Origin of the sequence: Xylophilus ampelinus, from assembly GCF_003217575.1 — a bacterium.
Taxonomy (GTDB): domain Bacteria; phylum Pseudomonadota; class Gammaproteobacteria; order Burkholderiales; family Burkholderiaceae_C; genus Xylophilus; species Xylophilus ampelinus.
Genome location: NZ_QJTC01000004.1, coordinates 17,871 through 39,460, shown reverse-complemented (window position 1 = coordinate 39,460; position 21,590 = coordinate 17,871). Strand labels below are relative to the sequence as shown.

The window sequence follows — 21,590 nt, the reverse complement described above, 5'->3', positions numbered from 1 at the left end:
CATGAGCCTCATCACCCGCTGCCCCAACTGCGCCACGATGTTTAAGATCGTGCCCGACCAACTCCGCATCTCGGATGGCTGGGTACGGTGCGGCCGTTGTTCAGATATCTTCGATGCGGCGCGGCATCTGCAGTCGCAAGAAGAAGTGGCGGGGGTCGCCGATGGCGCCAACGCGCCGGCGCCTGGGCCGGTGAACGATCCGGTAGCCGCTGCGACCGCTATGGCCGCTTCGCCCCTCGAAACGCCTGTGCTCGGTTCTCCGCCGCTTTCGGACGACCCGGGCGTGGTTCCGACGCCCCTGCCTGTACCCGCCAGCGCTGCAGCGCCGACAAAGGCACCGTCGGTATGGCTGCGCCGCTCCGGCGCCAGCGCACTGCTGCACCGGAGCAACGCACCCGAGCCGGTGGACGAGCAGGGCGAAGACGAATACGAAGACCTGTTCCATTCCCGCAGCGGCCACAGCACCGCCTGGCAAGAAACGCGGCAGGAGCCCTATGCAGGTCTCGCGCATGCACCCGCCAACCCTTTCGACGACACCGACCCCGAGCTCCTGCCGGCACAGCAGGCCCGCGCGCTGGCGGCGTCGGGCCGGCCGGTGTCCGCCGAAGGCCCGCTGGCGGTGCCGATCCTCACCGAGGACGTGCCGTCTGCGTTGCTGCTGCAGACGGCCGACAGCGACGTCGCGCAGAGTCCGCTCTACGATTCGGTTTTCGCGGTGCACGAGGTGCCGATGGCAGGCACCGCCGAGGCGGAGGCAGAATCCGATCCCGAGGAAGACGCCAAGCTGCTGGAGCTAGACTTCGTGCGCCTCGCCGAGCGCAAGGCTTTTTGGCGACGGCCGGCGATCGTCGCCGTATCGGCGCTGGTCTGCGGGCTGCTGGCTCTGGCGCTGGCCGGCCAGGCTGCCCTGCGGGAGCGCGACCGGCTCGCCGCCACGGTGCCTGCGCTGCGGCCGGTGCTGGCCGCACTTTGCGTGCCGCTGTCGTGCCAGGTGGGGCCGCGCCGGCAGATCGAGGCGATCGCCATCGAAGGCTCGGCCTTCAACAAGACCCACGGCAACCTCTACCAGCTGAGCATCGACCTGCGCAGCAGCGCCACCACGCCGCTCGCCATGCCGGCGCTCGAACTGACCCTTACCGATACCGACGGCCAGACGCTGGTGCGCCGGGTGCTGGAGCCGGTCGACCTGCGGGCGCCGCAACTGCTGCAGCCGCAGGGCGCCTGGAGCGGCACGTTGCCGATGCGGGTGCAGGACCCGGCGATGGCCTCGCGCATCGCGGGCTACGGCCTGCTGGCTTTCTATCCCTGACGGCGGCACGGCCGCCGTCGCTTTCTTACTCCTTCTACCCCCACACCCATGGCAGCCATCATTTGCGGTTCTCTCGCGTTCGACACCATCATGAATTTCGAGGGACGGTTCGCCGAGCAGATCCTGCCCGACCAGATCCACATCCTCAACGTGTCCTTCCTGGTGCCGTCGTTGCGCCGAGACTTCGGCGGCTGCGCCGGCAACATCGCCTATGCGCTCAAGCTGCTCGGCGGGACGCCGCTGCCGATGGCGGCGGTCGGCACCGACGGCGACGGCTACCTGCAGCGGCTGCGCGACCTGGGCATCAGCACCGAACTGGTCCTGACCTTGGACGACCTGCACACCGCCCAGTGCATGATCACCACCGACATCGACAACAACCAGATCACCGCGTTCCACCCTGGCGCGATGATGCAGGCTCACCGCAACCTGATCAAGGCGCGTCCCGACGTCGCCCTGGGCATCGTCTCGCCCGACGGCCGAGACGCGATGCTGCAGCATGCCGAACAGTTCGTGGCGGCCGGCATCCCGTTCGTTTTCGATCCGGGCCAGGGACTGCCGATGTTCGACGGCGAGGCGCTGCGCCGGTTCGTCGAGCAGGCCGACTGGGTCACCGTCAACGACTACGAAGGCCGCATGCTCACCGAGCGCACCGGCTGGAGCCTGGCCGACATTTCGCGCAAGGTGCGCGGCCTGGTCGTGACACTGGCCGGCGAGGGCTGCGATGTCTGGGTCGACGGAGCGGCCGTGCGCGTCGCGGGTGTTCCGGCCGAGGCGGTGGTGGACCCGACCGGCTGCGGCGACGCCTGGCGCGGCGCCCTGCTGCACGGGCTGGAGCAGGGTTGGGACTTGGTTCGCTGCGCCGAGTTGGGCAACCGCATCGGCTCGCGCAAGATCGCCCAGCGCGGACCGCAGAACTACACGCTCGACTGACCTGCCGGGCCGCTACCTACAACGCCCGGAAACAAAAAACCCGGCACCTTGCGGATGCCGGGTTGGGCGAGGCATGCCGAGGCTTAGGGCTTGCTTCCCGTCGGAAAAGGCCATGCGGCTTGGGGGTTCAGTGTGGTCTGGGCCGCAGGTGCTGCGGTGGCCGTCGCGCCAGTGGCGGCCTTGGCCTTCTTGGGGGCGGCAGGCTTGCTGGTGGTGGTCTTGGTCGCTGCCGGCTTGGCAGAAGGCTTCGGTGCCGGTGCAGCGGCCTTCTTGGCAGCAGCCTTCTTCGCAGGAGCCGGCGCTGGCGCAGGTGGGGCCTTCTTGGCAGCCGGAGCAGCCTTCTTGGCAGCCACGACTTTCTTCGCAGCAGCCTTCTTGGCCGGTGCCGGTGCAGCCTTGGCGGCTGCCTTCTTCGCAGGTGCGGCGACCTTCTTGGCAACGACCTTCCTGGCCGGGGTTGCCTTGGAGGTGGATGCCTTCTTCGCCGGCGTCGCCTTGGTAGAGGCCGACTTGGAAGCCGTTGCCTTGGTGGTCGCGGCCTTCTTGGTCGTGGCGGCCGTCTTGCTTACGGCGGCTTTCTTGACCTGGGGTGCCTTGGTGGCGGTGGTGGTCTTCTTGGCGGTGGCCTTCTTGGTGGTCGCGGCCTTGGACGTCGCTGTCTTGGCGGTCGTCGCGGCCTTCTTCGCCGCTACGGGCTTCTTCGTGGTCGTTGCCGCAGCCTTGGTCGCGGTGGCCGCCTTCTTCGTGGTGACGGCTTTCTTGGTAGCCGGTTTTTTCGCAGTTGCCATGACTTTCTCCTTGGTCATATTACAAAGAGCACTTCATGCGCAGCGCGCCGCACGAAGCGATTCATGGCGATGGAGGCGTTGCCCCAGTGCCATGAATGCGGGAACGCCCGCCTTGCACACTCTTATCGGTGTGTCCAAAAGCGGGCGTGTATTTGAATGCATGTGGTGAGCGAAGGCGCTCAGTCCCAGGACAGCGCTCCGCCGGACTGGTACTCGATGACGCGCGTCTCGAAGAAGTTGCGCTCCTTCTTCAGGTCGATCATCTCGCTCATCCAGGGGAACGGATTTTCTTCGTTCGGGAACAGCGGCTCCAGGCCGATCTGCGTGGCGCGGCGGTTGGCGATGTAGCGCAGGTAGCCCTTGAACATCGACGCGTTCATGCCCAGCACGCCGCGCGGCATGGTGTCTTCGGCGTACTTGTATTCGAGCTCTACCGCCTTCAGGAACAGGTTCTTGATCTCGCACTTGAATTCGGACGTCCAGAGCTGCGGATTCTCGAGCTTCAGCTGGTTGATCAAGTCTATGCCGAAGTTGCAGTGCATCGACTCGTCGCGCAGGATGTACTGGTACTGCTCGGCCGCGCCGGTCATCTTGTTCTGCCGACCCAGCGCCAGGATCTGGGTGAAGCCGACGTAGAAGAACAGGCCCTCCATCAGGCAGGCGAAGACGATCAGCGACTTCAGCAATGTCTGGTCGGTCTCGAAGGTCCCGGTGTGGAAGTTCGGGTCCATGATCGCCTCGATGTAGGGGATCAGGAATTCGTCCTTGTCGCGGATCGACGGGATTTCGAGGTAGGCGTTGAAGATCTCGCTCTCGTCGAGGCCGAGCGACTCGACGATGTACTGGTAGGCGTGCGTGTGGATCGCTTCCTCGAACGCCTGGCGCAGCAGGAACTGGCGGCATTCGGGCGCGGTGATGTGGCGGTAGGTGCCCAGCACGATGTTGTTGGCGGCAAGCGAATCGGCGGTGGTGAAGAAGCCGAGGTTGCGCTTGACGATGCGGCGCTCGTCCTCGGTCAGCCCGTTCGGGTCTTTCCACAGCGCGATGTCGCGCGTCATGTTCACTTCCTGCGGCATCCAGTGGTTGGCGCAGGTGGCCAGGTACTTCTCCCAGGCCCATTTGTACTTGAAGGGAACGAGCTGGTTGACGTCGGTCTTGGCGTTGATGATGCGCTTGTCGGCCGCGTTGACGCGACGGTGCACCGGCGCTGCGGTGGCGCTTGCGGGTGCGGCATCCGATGGCGTCGCAGCGGTGTTCGCAGAGGCCGTCGTGTCGCGCGAACCGGCCGTGGTGTCGGGCTGCGGTGTCGGCGTCGAGGGCTTGACTTCTTCGTCCCAGGTCAGCATAGGTTTTCCAGTGGTCGGATTATGAAAGCAGGCATGGGAAATGAAAAGGACCTGTCACAGGTCCATGCATTTCCACATGCCTCGATGTTGCTGCCGGGCATCGCGCGGAGAGGATTTCCACCGCGATGTCCGCGCGTTTTTTGGGGGCCGTCTTGCTGGGGCTTTTTTACTGGCACGCCTCGCAGGTCGGGTCGTCGATAGCGCAGAACTTCACGTCGGTCGCGGGCAGCGCACCGGCCTGGGCGGCAGCGGCTTCGAGCGCGCCGGACGCGGCCACCGCGTTGGCCTGGGCGACGTGCGGGTCGCCCGACGACACCGCATTCAGGCGGTCCGATTGCACCGTCGATTTCTCGGCATGCGTGGCGCTCTGGGTGCGCAGGTAGTAGGTGGTCTTCAGGCCGCGCAGCCAGGCCAGCTTGTAGGTGTCGTCGAGCTTCTTGCCCGATGCGCCGGCCATGTAGATGTTGAGCGACTGCGCCTGGTCGATCCACTTCTGGCGACGGGCCGCGGCCTCGACCAGCCAAGTGGTCTCGACCTCGAACGCGGTGCCGTAGAGCGCCTTGATGTCCTGCGGCACCCGGTCGATCGGACGCAGCGAGCCGTCGAAGTGCTTCAGGTCCATCACCATCACGTCGTCCCACAGGCCCAGGCGCTTCAGGTCGCGCACCAGATAACCGTTGATGACGGTGAATTCTCCCGACAGGTTCGACTTGACCGAGAGGTTGCCGAAGCAGGGCTCGATCGAGGCGTCGACGCCGACGATGTTGGAGATGGTGGCCGTCGGCGCGATGGCCACGCAGTTCGAGTTGCGCATGCCGTCGGCGGCGATCTTCTTGCGCAGCGCGTCCCAGTCGAGGGTCGAGGAGCGGTCCACTTCCACGTAGCCGCCGCGGGCCTTCTCCAGCATGTTGATGGTGTCGAAGGGCAGGATGCCGCGGTCCCACAGCGAGCCCTTGTAGCTCTCGTACTGGCCGCGCTCACGGGCCAGTTCGGACGAAGCCCAGTAGGCGTAGTAGCAGATGGCTTCCATCGACTGGTCGGCGAACTCCACCGCGGCCTGCGAGGCGTAGGGGATGCGCAGCTCGTACAGGCTGTCCTGGAAGGCCATCAGGCCCATGCCCACCGGCCGGTGGCGCATGTTGGAGACGCGGGCCTTCTCGACCGCGTAGTAGTTGATGTCGATCACGTTGTCGAGCATGCGCATCGCCGTCTTGATCGTCTTCTTGAGCTTCTCGTGGTCGAGGACCGAACCTCCGGCAGTGCCTTCGGGCGCCGGCTTCAGATGCTGCAGCAGGTTGATCGAGCCGAGGTTGCAGACGGCCGTTTCCTCGTCGCTGGTGTTGAGCGTGATCTCGGTGCAGAGGTTGGACGAATGCACCACGCCGACGTGCTGCTGCGGCGAGCGCACGTTGCAGGCGTCCTTGAAGGTGATCCAGGGATGGCCGGTCTCGAACAGCATCGAGAGCATCTTGCGCCACAGGTCGGTCGCGGGGACGGTCTTGGACGGCTTCAGCTGGCCGGCGGCGGCCTGGGCCTCGTAGGCGACGTAGGCCTTCTCGAAATCCTCGCCGAACTTGTCGTGCAGATCGGGCACGGTGGATGGCGAGAACAGCGTCCAGCTGCCCTTTTCCATCACGCGGCGCATGAACAGGTCGGGGATCCAGTTGGCGGTGTTCATGTCGTGGGTGCGCCGGCGGTCGTCGCCGGTGTTCTTGCGCAGCTCCAGGAACTCTTCCATGTCGAGGTGCCAGGACTCCAGGTAGGTGCAGACCGCGCCCTTGCGCTTGCCGCCCTGGTTCACCGCCACGGCGGTGTCGTTGACCACCTTCAGGAACGGCACGACGCCCTGCGATTCGCCGTTGGTGCCCTTGATGTGGGAGCCGAGCGAGCGCACCCGGGTCCAGTCGTTGCCCAGGCCGCCGGCGAACTTCGACAGCAGCGCGTTCTCCTTGATCGATTCGTAGATGCCGCCCAGGTCGTCGGGCACCGTCGTCAGGTAGCACGACGACAGCTGCGAGCGCAGCGTGCCGCTGTTGAACAGGGTGGGGGTGGACGACATGAAGTCGAACGACGAGAGCACTTCGTAGAACTCGATCGCGCGGGCTTCGCGGTCCTTTTCCTTCAGCGCCAGGCCCATGGCGACGCGCATGAAGAAAACCTGCGGCAGCTCGATGCGGCTCTTGCGCACGTGCAGGAAGTAGCGGTCGAACAGGGTCTGCAGGCCGAGGTAGTCGAAGCGCAGGTCGCGCTCGGCCTTCAGCGCCGCGGCCAGGCGGGGTAGGTCGTAGGTCAGCAGCGCCGGGTCGAGCAGTTCGTTGTCGACGCCCTTCTGCACGAAGCCGGGGAAGTAGTCGACATAGGCCGCGGCCATCTCCGACTGGGTGACGTCCTTGCCCAGGACTTCCCTGGCGATCGTGTGCAGCAGCAGGCGGGCGGTCGCGTAGGTGTAGTCGGGGTCTTTCTCGATCAGGGTCCGCGCGGCGAGGATCGAGGCCTTGTAGACCTCGTCGACCGGTACGCCGTCGTAGAGGTTGCGCATCGTCTCGGCCAGGATCGGATCGGCCTTCACGTCGGCGCCCAGGTTCTCGCAGGCGGCGCTTATCAGGCTGCGCAGCCGGGCCGTGTCGAGGACGAAGCGCTGGTCGCCGTCGGTGACGTGCAGCGACGGGGTGCTGGGCGCGGCCTCCTCCTGCTGGCGAGCGCGCTCCTGCGCATGGCGCTCGCGGTAGAGCACGTAGGCGCGCGCCACTTCGTGGTGGCCGCCGCGCATCAGGCCCAGCTCGACCTGGTCCTGCACGTCTTCGATGTGGAAGGTGCCGCCGCCCGGCCGCGAGCGCACCAGCGCGCGCGCCACGGATTGTGTCAACTCGTCGACCGTCTCGCGCACGCTGGCCGATGCCGCGCCCTGGGTGCCCCGCACCGCCAGGAAAGCCTTCATCAGCGCCACGGCGATCTTCTTCGGCTCGAACGGCACAACGGCGCCGTTGCGGCGAATGATCTGGTAATTGCCGACGACGGGGGACGTGACGCTGGCCGTCATCGGGGTGTCTGCTGCCAGGGGATGGCGGGTGGCGGTGGGCGCGAGGGCGGCGAGAAGGGCGGCAGGCTGCATTGAATTCCTCTGGAAACGGATGGAGGGCAGAAAACAAACGCGCCGAGGACATGGCTCGGCGCGTAGAACAGAGGCGGTGGAAACACGGTTTTGCAGGCCCCAAGCCCCATATATGGTGTATGGGTCAGGGCTCGTACGCTACCGGTAGTGGTAGCGTAAAGGCCAACGGCCAAATTGGCAAGGCTTGCACCGGCGCGGCTTGCAGGACGTTTTGGGCTGGAGAGGCGCGCGGATGGCCGGCCTCAATCGTTTGCATTTTTTATGGATTGGGCGACGACCGGCAGCGGCAGTGCCAAAGACGCCGGGGGCAACAGGGCATTGAGCTGCTGCCAATCGAACCCCGGCCCGGGATCGTGCTTGCGCCCCGGCGCGATGTCGCAATGCCCGGCGATGTAGCGGACCGGGTAGCGCTCCCGCAGGCCGGCGCAGAGTGCGGCCAGTGCGGTGTACTGTGCCGGCTCGAACCGGTCGCCCTCCAGGCCCTCCAGCTCGATGCCGACCGAGTCGTCGTTGCAGTTGTCGCGCCCCCGCCAGGCCGAGCGGCCGGCGTGCCAGGCGCGGGCATCGCAGTCGACGAACTGCCACAGAGCGCCGTCGCGGCGGATATAGAAGTGGGCGGAGACCTCGACGCCGCGCAGCCGGTCGAAGTAGGGATGGGCGTCGCAGTCGAGCGTGTTGCCGAACAGGGCGAAGACCTCGTCGCCGCCGTACACACCGGGCGGCAGGCTGATCGAGTGCACCACGGCCAGGTCGACGACCGCGCCCGCGGGCCGGAGGCCGAAGTTAGGCGACGCGAACCGCCGCGCGGGCCGGTACCAGCCGCCGTCCCACGGACCGGGCGCGCCGGCCCCGGCGTCAGCGGGAGGCATCGTCCAGGCCGGCGTCCTCGTCGGCAGGCTCGTGGCTGCCCTGCGGCGTCGCGATGCTGAGCCGGGCGATACGGTAGCGGATCTGGCGCAGGCTGATGCCAAGGTTGGCGGCGGTGGCGGTACGGTTGAAACCGGTCTGGTGCAGGGCGCGGACCAGGATCTCGCGTTCCCGGGCGTCGAGGTAGGCCTGCAGATCGTGCGGCAGGGGCGGCGGCTCGGCGGGGCCGCCGTCGGCCACGACCACCGGCACCGGCTCGGGCGGGGCGGCTGGCTGCTGCATCCCGGGCGCGCCGTGCTCCGCGTCTATCTGCAGCGTGTCGCCGTCGCTCAGCGCCACGGCGCGGTGCAGCAGGTTCTCCAGTTCGCGTACGTTGCCGGCCAGCGGGTGGCGCTGCAGCTGGGCCAGTGCGGCCGGCGACAGTGCGGGCACCGGCAGACCGGATTCCTGGGCAATGCGCGACAGCAGCGCGGCGCAGAGGGCGGGCAGGTCTTCGCGCCGCTCGCGCAGCGGCGGGATCGCGATCTCGATCACGTTGAGCCGGTAGAACAGGTCTTGGCGGAAGCGGCCGTCCCGCACGTCGGTCGACAGGTCGCGGTGGGTGGCGCTGACAATGCGCACATCGACCGGCTCTTCCTGCGTTGCGCCGATGGGGCGCACGCTGCGCTCCTGGATCGCGCGCAGCAGCTTGGATTGCATCGCGAGCGGCAGGTCGCCGATTTCGTCGAGGAACAGAGTGCCGCCGTGCGCCGCCTGAAAATAGCCGTCGCGGTCCTGCAGCGAGCCGGTGTAGGAACCCTTGCGAGCTCCGAAGAATTCGGCCTCGAGCAGGTTCTCGGGAATCGCGCCGCAATTGACGGCGACGAACGGGCCGTCGGCCCGGTGGCTGCAGGCATGCAGCGCCTGCGAGATCAGCTCCTTGCCGGTGCCCGATTCGCCTCGCACCAGAACCGGCGCCATGCTGCGCGCCACCTTCACCACCCGCTGCTTGACGCCCGCCATGGCCGGCGAACTGCCCACCAGCCGGGCCAGCGCCGCCGCGGAGCCGGTCGCGTCGGCGGTGCCCTCGCGCAGCGCCGCCGCGCCGCCGGCCGCGGTAGCGGCGGGAAGCGCCGCATCGTTGCGGCTGCCGCGCGTCGCCTGCAGCGCGGCGGCCACGACGGCGCGGAACTGCTTCAGGTCGACCGGCTTGGTGAGGTAGTCGAAGGCGCCGGCCTTCAGCGCCTCGACCGCGTTCTCGGCCGAGCCGTAAGCGGTGATGACGATGCAGCGCTCGGGCCGCTGCAGCGAGCGCAGCAGGTGCAGCACCTCCAGGCCGGAGCCGTCGGGCAGGCGCATGTCGCAGATGATCGCGTCGAAGCGGCGGGCCTGGAGTTGTTCGCGCGCCTGGAGCACGCTGTCGGCGGCCTCGACCCGGTAGCCCTCCCGCAACAGCGTCAGCTCGTAGAGGGTTCGCAGATCGGGTTCGTCGTCGATGACGAGGATGGCGCCGTCTGAGGCGGAGGTACGGGAAGAGGTGCTCACACGACTATTGTGTCAAAGGGCGAGTCGGCCGCCGCGTCGTGCGGCGTCCGGAAGGCCACGGTGAAGGCATTGCCTTCCACCGGACCCAGCGCGGTCGCCCGCTCCACCCGGCGGTAGCCGATGCCGGCACCGTGGCGCTCGCACAGTTCCCGGCAGATGTAGAGGCCCAGGCCGCTGGAGCGGCTCTCCGACGAGAAGAAGGGCTCGAACAGCCTCTGCTCGACCATCTGCTCCAGCGGCGCGCCGTCGCTCCAGACCTCCAGCAGCGTCTGTCCGCCCGCCGCCACCCAGGTGCGCACTTGCAGCGCGTCTCGGTCGGGGCCGATGTAGCGCAGTGCATTGTCCAGCAGGTTGACCAGCACCCGGCGCAGGTGGTCGGGGTCGAAATCCACCCGTACGCCGGCGCCCGCCTCTGTCGCGACCTGCAGGCCGCAGCCCTGGCCGGCATGGCCGTGCCAGTCGGTGCAGACCGAGCCGACGGTCTCGTCGAGCGGGATCGTGGGCGTGCCGTCGAAATCGAGTTGACGTTGGACACGCGAGACGTCCAGCACCTCCTCGGCGATCTTGGCCAGGCGCTGGGCGTTCTGCCGCACCAGGGCCGAGAGCTGCCGCTGGGCCGGATCGTGCAGGTCCTCGTCGAGCAGCGCATTGGCCTGCACGATGGCCGCCAGTGGGTTGCGGATCTCGTGCGCCACCGCGGCCGACATGCGGCCCATCGCGGCGAGCTTCTCGGTGCGCAGCCGGGCCTCGGTCTCGCGCAGATCCTGCAGGAACATCACGCAGAGCGTTTCCGAAGGGTGTTCGCGCAGCGGCGTGAGCCGGGTGCGCACATGCAGCCGCCGCGGACCGTGGCCCGGATGCACCAGGGCCACGTCGGTCATCTGCCGGCCGCCGTCGCCCACGGTGCGGCGGGCCAGCTCGGCCAGCGGCTCCCAGGCGGGCTGGTCGGCGAGCGAGAACGGTGGCGTGTGGGTGCCTGCGTCCAGCAGCACCCGTGCCGACGGATTGGCCGCGCGCACCATGCCGTTCGCATCGACTACCAGCACGCCGTCGGTCAGGGTCTCGATCACCAGCTCGTTGACCTGGGCCTGCAGCGCCGCCGCCCGCTGGCTGCTGCGGGCGATGGCCTCCTCGCGGCCCAGGCGCGTGACCAGCGGCTGCACCAGCACCGCGATCACGAAGTAGCCGAGCCCGGTGAGCCCCGCCTGCAGCAGCCGCGGCGTCGAGAATCCGGTGGCGTCGGGCCAGAGCAGGGTGGCGTCGGCCAGCAGCAGCAGCGTCACGCCGGCGGCAGTGCCCAGCGCCATGCGCCGGGTGCCCAGCACCGAGGCCATCAGCACCGGCAGGCCGAGCAGCGGCGTGTAGTTCATGCCGCCCGACTGCAGCACCTGCATCGCCGAATAGGCGAGCAGGTCCACGCCGATGGTAGGCAACCAGAGCGGGCCCAGCGTGGCGTCGGCCCGGCGCGGCCGCAGGCAGATGCGCACCGTGAACGTCGCGGCCAGGTAGGCGAAGCAGACAGCCACGAAGGCCGCGCCGTGCTGCTGGCCCATCGCCTGGATCAGGGCCTGCAGCAACAGCAGGGCCGCCGCGACCACCACCCGCGCGGTGGCGAAACCGTCCCAGATGCGCAGCAGGCCGGTGGGCGGCGCTGCGAGCCAGCGGCCGGCGAAGCCGAACCGCATCGTCATGGCGCGGCGTCGGGGTTGCGGCCCAGCCGCTGGTGCGCGGGCCCGCAGAAGGTGCCGTCGCGGGAGACCAGTGCATCGCCGCGCGGCAGGTGCAGGCCGCAGTGCTCGCACCGCACCATCGCCTCGGGCAGCGGCGGGCGGGAAGCAGGCGGCGGGGTGGCCGGCGGTGCACGGCGGCCGCTTCGCCACAGCCAGACGAACAGGGCGACCGCGACCAGGACGACGAGCAGCTTCATGCCGGTGCGCGGTGCAGGACGACCTCGAGCACGAAGCGCGAGCCCACGTAGGCCAGCAGCAGCAGGGTCGAGCCGATGTAGAGCCAGCGCAGCGCGTTGCGCCCGCGCCAGCCGAAGCGCGCCCGGCCCAGCAGCAGCACCAGGAAGGTGAGCCACGACAATACCGAGAACACCGCCTTGTGGTCCCAGCGCCAGGCGCGGCCGTAGAGCGTTTCGCCGAACAGCAGCCCGGCCGCGAGGGTGGCGGTCAACAGCACGAAGCCTGCGTTGACGAAGCGGAACGTCAGCCGCTCCAGCATCAGCAGCGGCATGCCGCTCTGCGGGTCGGCCGCCAGGCGCATCTGCTTCTCGGCCCGGGTCATCAGCCAGGCATGGACCAGCGCCGCGGCGAAGAGTCCGTACGAGGCGACGCCCAGCGCCAGGTGCAGGGGCAGCCAGGGCGAGTTCCGCGCATGCAGTGCGGTGCCGGGAAAGGCCAGTGCCAGCAGCACCGCCACCGCGCCCAGGCCGCACAGCGCCCAGCGCGCCCGCAGCCGCGGATAGAGCCGGCTCTCGACCGCATAGACGGTGAGCACGAACCATGCGGTGATCGAAAGCGCCGGCGCGAAGCCGAAGTGCGGCGGCGTGAAGACCAGAGCCGAGCAGAGTGCGGCACCGTGCAGCCCCCAGGCGGCGGCCAGTGCCGCGCGGCTCACGCGCGGGGCCAGCCGCGCGGCGAACAGGGCGGGCAGCGCGTAGGCGAGGGCGGCAGCAACACACAGCACGAGGCTGGCCGGGGACGCGCTGGGTAAAATCATGCCGACGAGTTTAGTGGCGTTCCCGCCCTCTGCCAGCGCCGGTGGCGCACACTGCCGGGCGCTTTCTTCACACCCTGCGACCGCCCGTCGTCCGGCCCCGTCCCCGCCCTTTCCTCCCTCCTCCATTCCGACCATGGCATCCGCACTTACCGACAAACTCACACGGCTCGTCAAGGAGATGCGCGGCCAGGCCCGCATCACCGAATCCAATGTGCAGGACATGCTGCGCGAGGTGCGCATGGCGCTGCTGGAGGCCGACGTGGCCCTGCCGGTGGTGCGCGACTTCATCGCCCGGGTGAAAGAGAAGGCGCTCGGCCAGGAAGTGCTGGGCTCGCTCAAGCCCGGCCAGGCGCTGGTCGGTATCGTCAACCGCGAGCTGGCCGCCACCATGGGCCAGGGGATCGCCGACATCAACCTGGCGGCCCAGCCGCCGGTGGTGATCCTGATGGCCGGCCTGCAAGGCGCGGGCAAGACCACCACCACCGCCAAGCTGGCCAAGCACCTGATCGAGAAGCGCAAGAAAAAGGTGCTGACCGTCTCCGGCGACGTGTACCGCCCCGCCGCCATCGAGCAGTTGAAGGCCGTGACCCGGCAGGCCGGCGCCGAATGGTTCCCCAGCACGCCCGACCAGAAGCCGCTGGCGATCGCGCAGGCCGCGCTCGACCATGCCAAGCGCCACTACTTCGACGTGCTGCTGGTCGATACCGCCGGCCGGCTGGCGATCGACGAAGCGCTGATGAACGAGATCCGCGAGCTGCACGCCTTCTTGAAGCCCACCGAGACGCTGTTCGTGGTGGATGCGATGCAGGGCCAGGACGCGATCAACACCGCCAAGGCTTTCAAGGAAGCGTTGCCGTTGACCGGCATCGTGCTGACCAAGCTCGACGGCGATTCGCGCGGCGGCGCGGCGCTGTCGGTGCGGCAGATCACCGGCGCGCCGATCAAGTTCGCCGGCGTGTCCGAGAAGATCGACGGGCTGGAAGTGTTCGACGCCGAACGCCACGCCGGCCGCATCCTGGGCATGGGCGACATCGTGGCCCTGGTAGAGCAGGTGACTGCCGGCGTCGACGTGGAAGCGGCCCAGAAGCTGGCCGCCAAGGTGAAGAGCGGCGAAGGCTTCGACCTCAACGACTTTCTGGGCCAGCTGCAGCAGATGAAGCAGATGGGCGGCCTCTCCAGCCTGATGGACAAGTTGCCGGCCCAGCTGTCGGCCAAGGCCGGTCAGGTCGACATGGACAAGGCCGAGCGCGACGTGCGCCGCAAGGAAGGCATCATCCAGAGCATGACCACGCTGGAGCGCCGCAAGCCCGAGCTGATCAAGGCCACCCGCAAGCGCCGCATCGCCGCCGGCGCGGGCGTGCAGGTGCAGGAAGTCAACCGCCTGCTCAACGAGTTCGAGCAGATGCAGACCATGATGAAGAAGATGAAAGGCGGCGGCCTGATGAAGATGATGAAGCGCATGGGCGGCATGAAGGGCATGGGCGGCGGTGGCATGCCCAAGTTGCCGTTCTGAGGCGTTTCACATATGAAAAAGGCCTGTAGCCGGCGAATGGCGCCGGCTTCTAGCTACTGAATAGATAGCAAAAGAAAAAGCCGACTCGCAAGTCGGCTTTTTCGTGGGCGGCCCCGGCAGGGGCATCGCTCGGTCTTAGGCGGCAGCCGCCAGGGGCGTCGCCAGCCGTGGGCGCGACAGGCGGTTGGCATGCAGGCGGGCACGGCGCAGCACAGAAGGCGACCAGCGCTCTTCGGGGATCAGCAGGAAGGCCCGGCTGCGCATCGCTGTACCCAGCTCGATGTGGCTGGTCCAGACGCTGACCGGGATCGCCAGCAGCAATGGCAGGCCGACCGGCACCAGCCAGACCAGGGCGCTCGGGTCGATCATCGCGATGCCGACGGCCAGCACGGCGACCACCAGGGACATCGGTGCGAGCGTAGCGGCGGCACCCTTCCAGGACAGCGCCAGCGCTTCACGGGGAGGCGACTTCCAGTCCAGCTTCATGCCGGTGATGGCGACCAGCACGAACAGCGAGTGGGCCAGCATGCGGACCGGCGACTGCAGCAGGGCCAGCACGCTTTCGAGGGCAGAGCTCTTCAGCAGCGCGAAGGTGCCGCCGAACATGCGTTGTTCGCCCTTTATCAGCACGGCGACGATGCCCAGGATGCGCGGCAGGAACAATACGCTGATCGTGAAGGCCCAGAGGCCCATCAGTTCGGCCGGCAGCACGTCCCAGTTGGTCGTGGCGATCTTGCTGCCCGACAGCCACAGAGCGGTCCCCAGGGTCATGAAGGCCAACCACAAGGGAGCCGACACATAGGACAGGGCGCCGGTGACGAACATGGCGCGGTGCACGCTGTGCAGGCCGGGCTCTGCCATCAGGCGGGCGTTCTGCAGGTTGCCCTGGCACCAGCGGCGATCGCGCTGCAGTTCCGACAGCAGGTCGGGAGGTTGCTGCTCGTAGCTGCCGACCAGGTCGGACACCAGCCAGACCTGGAAGCCGGCACGGCGCATAAGCGCGGCCTCGACGAAGTCGTGCGACATGATGCCGCCGGACATACCGCCCTTGCCTTCGATCGGGGCGAGTGCGCAATGCTGCATGAAGGGCTCGACGCGGATGATGGCGTTGTGGCCCCAGTAATGGGACTCGCCCAGTTGCCAGAACTGCATGCCCAGGGTGAACAGGCGGCCGGTCATGCGGGAGGCGAACTGCTGCGAACGGGCGTGCAGGGTGACGTGGCCGATCGACTGAGTGGCGGTCTGGATGATGCCGGCCTTGGGGTGGGCTTCCATCAGTTTGACCATGGTGGAGAGACAGTCGCCGCTCATCACGCTGTCGGCATCGAGCACTACCATGTAGCGATAGTCCTTGCCCCAGCGGCGGCAGAAGTCGGCCACGTTGCCGGCCTTGCGGTGGGTGCGGCGGGTGCGCAGGCGGTAGTACACCTCGATCTGCGGCTGGTCGGGGTTGGCGGCCAGCGCGGCGCGCAGGTCTTCCCAGGCGGCCCGTTCGGCCTTGGCGATGGCCGGGTCGTAGCTGTCGGACAGCACGAACACGTCGAACACCTTGGCGTTGCCGGTGGCGGCGACCGATTCGCAGGTGGCGCGCAGTCCGGCGAACACGGTGGCGACGTCCTCGTTGCAGATCGGCATGATGATCGCGGTGCGGGCATCTGCGTTCATCGCATGGTCGCGCACCTCCTTGGCGGAGATGGTGTGCTTGTCGCCGCGCAGGCTGACCCAGAAGCCCATCAGCGCGGTGGTGAAGCCGGTGACGACCCAGGCCGACAGCAGGGCGAACAGTGCGATCTGGCCGTATTGCAGTACGGCGCTGTCGTACACCGGCTGGATGCCAGCGAACAGCGTGGTGGCGATGGCGGTGGTGATCAGCGTGATCAGCAGGAACACGGCACGGCGGCGCGACGCGGCACGCTGCCAGGCTTCGGGCGCCATCTGCTCGGCTTCCAGCGGGGTTTGCACTTCGTGCGAACGGCCGGTGAGCGCCATCAGGGTGGAAGTGCCGAGGCTGTTCCAGAAGCCGCGCCATGGCTTCGCGGGCATCGAGCCGCGGTTGACCGGGGGGGCGGTCACGGAATTGGGGTGGCGCTCTTCGCGCAGGTCGCTGCGGAAAGACACGACAGGGATCGCGGCCGTGGCTGCCGGGGTAGGCAACGCGACGCGCGGGCTGGCAACGGGTCGAAGAGGATTCATGGTGTCACTCACTGGTCGGTCCCTAAACATCAGGAAGCAGCGAACCCGGAGCCATCGGCAGGACGGTCAACACGAGAGGCGGCGGGGCTGCACATGCGCTATGCAGTGCAATCCCTGTGCCACCATGAATAAATCATTTAATATCAAAGACTTAAGACGTATTTCTCGAAAAGTTTTGAGAGTTTTCAGCGTTAACCCTCAAAAAACATCCGTTTTTGTCGCCATGTGGCGACAGCGCAGCAGCTTTGCCTAGGTGAAGCCTTATGAATCAACAGCTTAGCCTTGTCGTCCTTCTGCGACACCGTCTGTGGAAACAGCGACACCGTCGCCTTTGAACTGCCCTGGCGTCAGCGCGTGCTTCTGCAGCAACCGGTAGAACTCGGTCCGGTTGCGGTCGGCCAGGCGCGACGCGTCGGCCACGTTGCCGTCGGTGAGCTTCAACAGTCCCACCAGGTAGTCGCGCTCGAACTTCTGCTTGGCGTCGGCGTAGTTCAGCACTTCGATCGAGGGTGTGCGGAGCGCGCGCTGGACCAGCGCCAGGGGCACCAGCGGGGTCGTGGAAAGCGCACACACCTGCTCCACCACGTTGAAGAGCTGTCGCACGTTGCCCGGCCAGGCCGCGGTGGTGAGGGCTTTGAGGGCTTCGGGCGCGAAGCCCGACAGACGCTTGCCGTACTTGCCGGCCAGCTTCAGCAGGAAGTGGTTGGCCAGGAGCGGAATGTCTTCCCGCCGGTCGCCCAGCGTCGGCAGGGTAAGCGTCACCACGTTCAGCCGGTAGTACAGGTCTTCCCTAAACTGACCGGTCTGCATCGCCGCGTCGAGATCGCGGTGGGTCGCGGAGATGATCCGCACATCGACCGGAATCGACTGGCTGGAGCCGACCGGCCGTACCGCCCGCTCCTGCAGCACCCGCAGCAGCTTGACCTGCAAGGCCGGCGGCATGTCGCCGATTTCGTCGAGCAGCAGCGTGCCGCCCTCGGCCGCCTGGAACAGGCCCTTGTGGTTGGCGCTGGCGTCGGTGAACGCGCCCTTGACATGGCCGAACAGCTCCGACTCCAGCAGCGCCTCGGGAATCGCGCCGCAGTTGACCGCGACGAAGGGTTTCCGGGCCCGGGGGCTGGCGCGGTGGATCGCGCGGGCCAGCATTTCCTTGCCGGCGCCGCTGTCGCCGCGCAGCAATACCGACGCGTCCGACTGGGCGATCATCCGGGCCTCGGCCAACACCTCGGCCATGCGGCTGGACCGGCTGACGATCTCCGAGCGCCAGGATTCGTCGGCATGGATCTCGCTGACGGTAGGAGCGCTCAATGCCAGGGCTTGCGAGATCTTGTCGAGCAGTTCCTTGCCGTCGAACGGCTTGGTCAGGTAGGTGAACACGCCGCGAGTGGTGGCCTCCACCGCGTCGGGGATGGTGCCGTGGGCCGTCAGCAGGATCACCGGCAGCGACGGATGTCGCGCGCGGACGATGTCGAACAGCGCCAGGCCGTCCTTGCCCGGCAGCCGCACGTCGGACAGCACCAGCTGCGGATGGGCGATGTCGAGTTGGGTCAGCGCCGACTCGGCCGAGCTGACTGCCGTGACCCGGTAGCCCGCCGCGGTCAGCCGCATCGACAGGAGCCGCAGCATGTCGGCATCGTCGTCCACCACCAGCAGGCTGGGGGCGTGGGTGGCCGGTGAGGGAGCGGAGGCGCTCATCGGATCGGCTCCTAGGGGTTCGGCTTGGCCGCCGGAGCGGGGGGCGGGTTGGCGGTCGCCGCGCCATTGGCGCCGGAGCGGGTCAGGCTGCGCTCGATGGCGCGCACCGCCTCCAGCCGTTCGCTCAGCTGGTCGATGCGGCGCTGGTTGTCGCGCAGCTGTTGGGACTGGCGCTCGACCATGTCCTCCAGCCGACGCTGGTCGCCGTAGCGCGAGGTGAGCAGGCGGACCAGCGGGTGCAGCCGGCGCGCGGCTTCGCTCTGGTTGTTCAGCAGGCGCTGCAGCAGCGTCTGGGCGCGCATCGTGTCCTGCGGGCTGCGGGTCTGTGCCAGGGCCACCGCCAGCTGCAGGTCCTGGAACGGCGTGCGCTGCGCGTCGCTGGAGGTATCGCCCAGCCGGGCGGTCTCCTGCGACAGCTCGGCCGGCGACATGGTGCGGATCCGGTCGGCATAGGCGAGCAGGGCCACGTTCCCCTCGGGCGGCGGCACCGGCGCAGCTTCCTGCGCCGCCGCAGTGGCGTCGCTGCGGGGCGGCACCGGCGGCTTGGCGCCGGTCACCGGCGGCACGACGACCACGTCGTCGACATCGGCGGCGATATTGGCCGCGGCGGCGGCCGAAGGAGGCGGTGCGGGCGGCGCGGCGGGGGCCGGCGCCGGCGCCGGGGTGGCGCAGCCGGCCGCCAGTGCCACGGCGCCTAGTGCGCCGGCGAATCGAAAGCGGTAGGGCAGGGTACGGCTAGATGACATGTGGCAGATCGATGCGGAAATGGGCGCCGGTGGTGCCGGCCATGAGTTCGATGTGGCCGCCGTGCGCAGCGATGTACTCCTGCACGATCGACAGGCCGATGCCGTTGCCGCGTGCGGCATCGGCGGGCTGGCGCTGCCCGCGGTAGAAGGGTTCGAAGATCCGGGGGCGGTCGTCCTCGGCCACGCCTGGGCCCTGGTCCTTGACCTCGATCGTCACGCCGTTGCCCAGGCGCGCCAGGCGCAGCACGATAATGCCGTTGCGGGGCGAGAAGCGGATCGCGTTCGACAGCAGGTTGGCCACCACCGTCGCCAGCTTGCCGGCGTCGACCTGGGCCGACACCGGCGTGCCCTCGACCTTCACCGCCAGCGCGTGCGCCTGCCACTGCAGCCGCTGTGCATCGACCTGGTCCTCCAGCAACTGCAGCAGGTCGGTCTTTTGGCGCTGCAGCTGGCGCGCCTCGAAGGCGGCTGCGTTGAATCGCAGCAACGCCTCGATCTGGCTTTGCAGCACGACGGTGTTCTGCTGCAGGATGCGCGCCACCTCGCGCTGGTTGTCGGTCAGCGGGCCGGCCACGCCGTCCTCGAGCAGGGCCACGCCCTCGCGCAGCGCGGCCAGCGGCGTCTTCAGTTCGTGCGAGATGTGGCGCAGGAAGCGGGCCTTGTCGGCATCCAGCTCGGTAAGCCTCAGCCGCAGCCATTCGAGCTGCTGTCCCACGCGGCGCACATCGGCGGGGCCGCGGATGTCGATCGGCTCTTCCAGCTCGTTCTCGCCCAGGCGGACGATCGCCCGCTCCAGCCGCTTGAACGGCCGCGCCAGCCACAGGCCGAAGGCCACCGCCAGCAACACCGCCAGGCCGATTGCCCCCACCACCATGCGGGTGAGCCGGGCGCGGCTGGTGTCGAGTTGTTCGGTGAGCGCGGTGTTGCGGCCCTCGATCGCGCGCTGCACCTCCTGCGCCACCAAAGCGTTGACCGATTCGAGCTCTCGGAATTCCGACGACATCGACCGCTCGCGGTCGAGCGCGGTCTCGGACGGGCCTGCGAACAGGCCGGTGATGGTGGCCAGCTGGGCGCGCCAGCGCTTGGCCACATCGGCCGGGACGTCGCCCGGCTCCAGCTGCGCGAGCAACTCGGTGCCATCGAGCGCCGCCTCGTCGAAGCGCTTGCGCAGCATCGCGTCGTTCAGGATCAGCGACTGGCGACCGGCGCGCTCCATCGTGGCGCTGCGGTTGGCTAGGTCTTGCACGATCGCGTTGAGCTGCAGCGCGCGGGCCGAGAAGCCGCGGCTCTGCGCCATCAACCCGTCGAAGGTGAAGACCGCGCGCAGCGAGATGCCGCCGAGCAGCGCGGCGATCAGCAGAAAGCCGACCAGCAGCAGCTGCTGGAACGATCCGCGGACCGGCCGTCGCCGCGTGCTGCCGGACGCCACCGGCAGTGCCACGGGCGGTGCGGTGGCACTCATGCTGCCAACGCCGGCAGGGACACGTCTTCCCGCGGCGCAACCGCGCCGCGCAGCGAATAGCCCTGCGCCTCGGTGATCCGCAAATCTACCATCTGCCCCACCAGCCGCGCCGGGCCCGCGAAGTTGACGACACGGTTGCACTCCGTGCGGCCCATCAGCTCGGGCGCTGAGGCCGACGACTTGCGCGACGGGCCTTCGACCAGGATGCGCTGGACGGTGCCGACCCGGCTGGCGCTGATCGCCCGCACGTTGTCGTCGATCGCCGCCTGCAATTGCTGCAGCCTGCGCAGCTTGACCTCGTGCGGCGTGTCGTCGTGCAGGTTGGCGGCCGGCGTGCCGGGCCGGGGGCTGAAGATGAAGCTGAACGAGGTGTCGTAGCCCACGTCGTGGATCAGCTTCATCATCTTCTGGAAGTCGTCCTCGGTCTCGCCGGGAAAGCCGACGATGAAGTCGCTGCTCATCGCCAGGCCGGGGCGGATCGCGCGCAGCTTGCGCACCGTGCTTTTGTATTCCATGGCGGTGTAGCCGCGCTTCATGGCCATCAGGATGCGGTCGCTGCCGTGCTGGACCGGCAGGTGCAGGTGGCTGACCAGCTTCGGCACCTCGGCATAGGCCTGGACCAGGCGTGGCGTGAACTCGTTGGGATGGCTGGTGGTGTAGCGGATACGTTCGATGCCGGGGATCTCGGCCACGTACTCGATCAGCATCGCGAAATCGGCGATTTCTGCCGTGCCGGCCATCGCACCCCGGTAGGCGTTCACGTTCTGGCCGAGCAGCGTCACTTCGCGCACGCCCTGGTCGGCCAAGCCGGCGACCTCCACCAGCACGTCGTCGAAGGGGCGGCTGACTTCCTCGCCCCGGGTGTAGGGCACCACGCAGTAGCTGCAGTATTTGGAGCAACCCTCCATGATCGAGACGAAGGCGGTGGCGCCGTCGACCTTCGCCGGCGGCAGGTGGTCGAACTTCTCGATCTCGGGAAAGCTGATGTCGACCTGCGGCCGGTCCTGCTGGTCACGCGCGGCCAGCATCTCGGGCAGGCGGTGCAGCGTCTGCGGACCGAAGACCACGTCGACATAGGGCGCGCGGGCGATGATCGCCGCGCCTTCCTGGCTGGCGACGCAGCCCCCCACGCCGATCTTCACGCCCCGGGTCTTCAGGTGCTTGACCCGGCCCAGGTCGCTGAAAACCTTTTCCTGTGCCTTTTCGCGTACCGAGCAGGTGTTGAACAGGATCAGGTCGGCCTCTTCCATGTCCTGCGTGGGCTCGTATCCCTGGGCCGCGCCCAGCACGTCGGCCATCTTGTCGGAGTCGTACTCGTTCATCTGGCAGCCGAAGGTCTTGATGAATACTTTTTTGCTCATGGGACTTGCCCGGCGGG

At 68.0% G+C, this 21,590-nt stretch carries 16 protein-coding genes; 3 read left to right on the top strand and 13 right to left on the bottom strand.

The window, feature by feature from the left end:
• Nucleotide 1: 1 nt before the first annotated feature.
• A complete protein-coding gene (locus DFQ15_RS04280; protein WP_110464789.1) occupies nucleotides 2–1,309 on the top strand; it encodes a zinc-ribbon and DUF3426 domain-containing protein in 1,308 nt (435 codons plus the stop codon).
• Between the two features lie 48 nt (nucleotides 1,310–1,357).
• On the top strand, nucleotides 1,358–2,242 hold the full coding sequence (locus tag DFQ15_RS04275; protein WP_110464788.1) for a carbohydrate kinase family protein: 885 nt from the start codon (nucleotides 1,358–1,360) through the stop codon (nucleotides 2,240–2,242).
• Between the two features lie 83 nt (nucleotides 2,243–2,325).
• On the opposite strand, the gene DFQ15_RS04270 is transcribed toward DFQ15_RS04275, so the two are convergent.
• The 8 genes from DFQ15_RS04270 to DFQ15_RS04235 form a co-directional block, all read right to left on the bottom strand.
• A complete protein-coding gene (locus DFQ15_RS04270; protein WP_110464920.1) occupies nucleotides 2,326–3,030 on the bottom strand; it encodes a histone in 705 nt (234 codons plus the stop codon).
• Between the two features lie 179 nt (nucleotides 3,031–3,209).
• The gene (locus DFQ15_RS04265; protein ID WP_110464787.1) at nucleotides 3,210–4,376 is read right to left on the bottom strand and encodes a ribonucleotide-diphosphate reductase subunit beta; all 1,167 of its coding nucleotides are present in this window, start codon (nucleotides 4,374–4,376) and stop codon (nucleotides 3,210–3,212) included.
• 166 nt (nucleotides 4,377–4,542) lie between these two features.
• On the bottom strand, nucleotides 4,543–7,416 hold the full coding sequence (locus DFQ15_RS04260; RefSeq protein ID WP_233504279.1) for a ribonucleoside-diphosphate reductase subunit alpha: 2,874 nt from the start codon (nucleotides 7,414–7,416) through the stop codon (nucleotides 4,543–4,545).
• 314 nt (nucleotides 7,417–7,730) lie between these two features.
• Nucleotides 7,731–8,357 carry a 1,6-anhydro-N-acetylmuramyl-L-alanine amidase AmpD gene (gene ampD / locus DFQ15_RS04255; RefSeq protein ID WP_110464785.1) on the bottom strand — a complete coding sequence of 209 codons (627 nt, stop codon included), beginning with the start codon at nucleotides 8,355–8,357 and terminating at the stop codon, nucleotides 7,731–7,733.
• Entirely contained in the window at nucleotides 8,344–9,879 is a 1,536-nt protein-coding gene (locus DFQ15_RS04250; RefSeq protein ID WP_110464784.1) for a sigma-54-dependent transcriptional regulator, read from the bottom strand. Before DFQ15_RS04250 ends, ampD begins: the two co-directional genes overlap by 14 nt.
• Entirely contained in the window at nucleotides 9,876–11,570 is a 1,695-nt protein-coding gene (locus DFQ15_RS04245) for a sensor histidine kinase (RefSeq protein WP_233504272.1), read from the bottom strand. Before DFQ15_RS04245 ends, DFQ15_RS04250 begins: the two co-directional genes overlap by 4 nt.
• Nucleotides 11,567–11,806 carry a PP0621 family protein gene (locus DFQ15_RS04240; protein WP_110464783.1) on the bottom strand — a complete coding sequence of 80 codons (240 nt, stop codon included), beginning with the start codon at nucleotides 11,804–11,806 and terminating at the stop codon, nucleotides 11,567–11,569. Before DFQ15_RS04240 ends, DFQ15_RS04245 begins: the two co-directional genes overlap by 4 nt.
• Nucleotides 11,803–12,603, bottom strand: coding sequence for a cytochrome C assembly family protein (locus DFQ15_RS04235; protein WP_110464782.1), 801 nt, complete (start codon nucleotides 12,601–12,603; stop codon nucleotides 11,803–11,805). Before DFQ15_RS04235 ends, DFQ15_RS04240 begins: the two co-directional genes overlap by 4 nt.
• A 133-nt stretch (nucleotides 12,604–12,736) precedes the next feature.
• Here DFQ15_RS04235 and ffh point away from each other — a divergent pair, with 133 nt between their 5' ends.
• A complete protein-coding gene (ffh, locus tag DFQ15_RS04230) occupies nucleotides 12,737–14,116 on the top strand; it encodes a signal recognition particle protein (RefSeq protein WP_110464781.1) in 1,380 nt (459 codons plus the stop codon).
• A 135-nt stretch (nucleotides 14,117–14,251) separates the two neighbouring features.
• On the opposite strand, the gene mdoH is transcribed toward ffh, so the two are convergent.
• The 5 genes from mdoH to miaB all read right to left on the bottom strand — a co-directional run bounded on the left by mdoH (nucleotide 14,252) and on the right by miaB (nucleotide 21,573).
• Complete coding sequence (gene mdoH / locus DFQ15_RS04225; RefSeq protein WP_110464780.1) at nucleotides 14,252–16,309, bottom strand: glucans biosynthesis glucosyltransferase MdoH; 2,058 nt, start codon at nucleotides 16,307–16,309, stop codon at nucleotides 14,252–14,254.
• A 276-nt stretch (nucleotides 16,310–16,585) separates the two neighbouring features.
• Nucleotides 16,586–18,004 carry a sigma 54-interacting transcriptional regulator gene (locus tag DFQ15_RS04220; protein ID WP_110464779.1) on the bottom strand — a complete coding sequence of 473 codons (1,419 nt, stop codon included), beginning with the start codon at nucleotides 18,002–18,004 and terminating at the stop codon, nucleotides 16,586–16,588.
• A gap of 11 nt (nucleotides 18,005–18,015) precedes the next feature.
• Nucleotides 18,016–18,750: a hypothetical protein gene (locus DFQ15_RS04215; RefSeq protein ID WP_146228643.1), complete on the bottom strand. Its 735-nt coding sequence runs from the start codon at nucleotides 18,748–18,750 to the stop codon at nucleotides 18,016–18,018.
• Complete coding sequence (locus DFQ15_RS04210) at nucleotides 18,740–20,212, bottom strand: sensor histidine kinase (protein WP_110464777.1); 1,473 nt, start codon at nucleotides 20,210–20,212, stop codon at nucleotides 18,740–18,742. The genes DFQ15_RS04215 and DFQ15_RS04210 overlap by 11 nt, the downstream gene beginning before the upstream one ends.
• The gene (miaB, locus tag DFQ15_RS04205) at nucleotides 20,209–21,573 is read right to left on the bottom strand and encodes a tRNA (N6-isopentenyl adenosine(37)-C2)-methylthiotransferase MiaB (RefSeq protein WP_110464776.1); all 1,365 of its coding nucleotides are present in this window, start codon (nucleotides 21,571–21,573) and stop codon (nucleotides 20,209–20,211) included. The genes DFQ15_RS04210 and miaB overlap by 4 nt, the downstream gene beginning before the upstream one ends.
• Nucleotides 21,574–21,590: the final 17 nt, after the last annotated feature.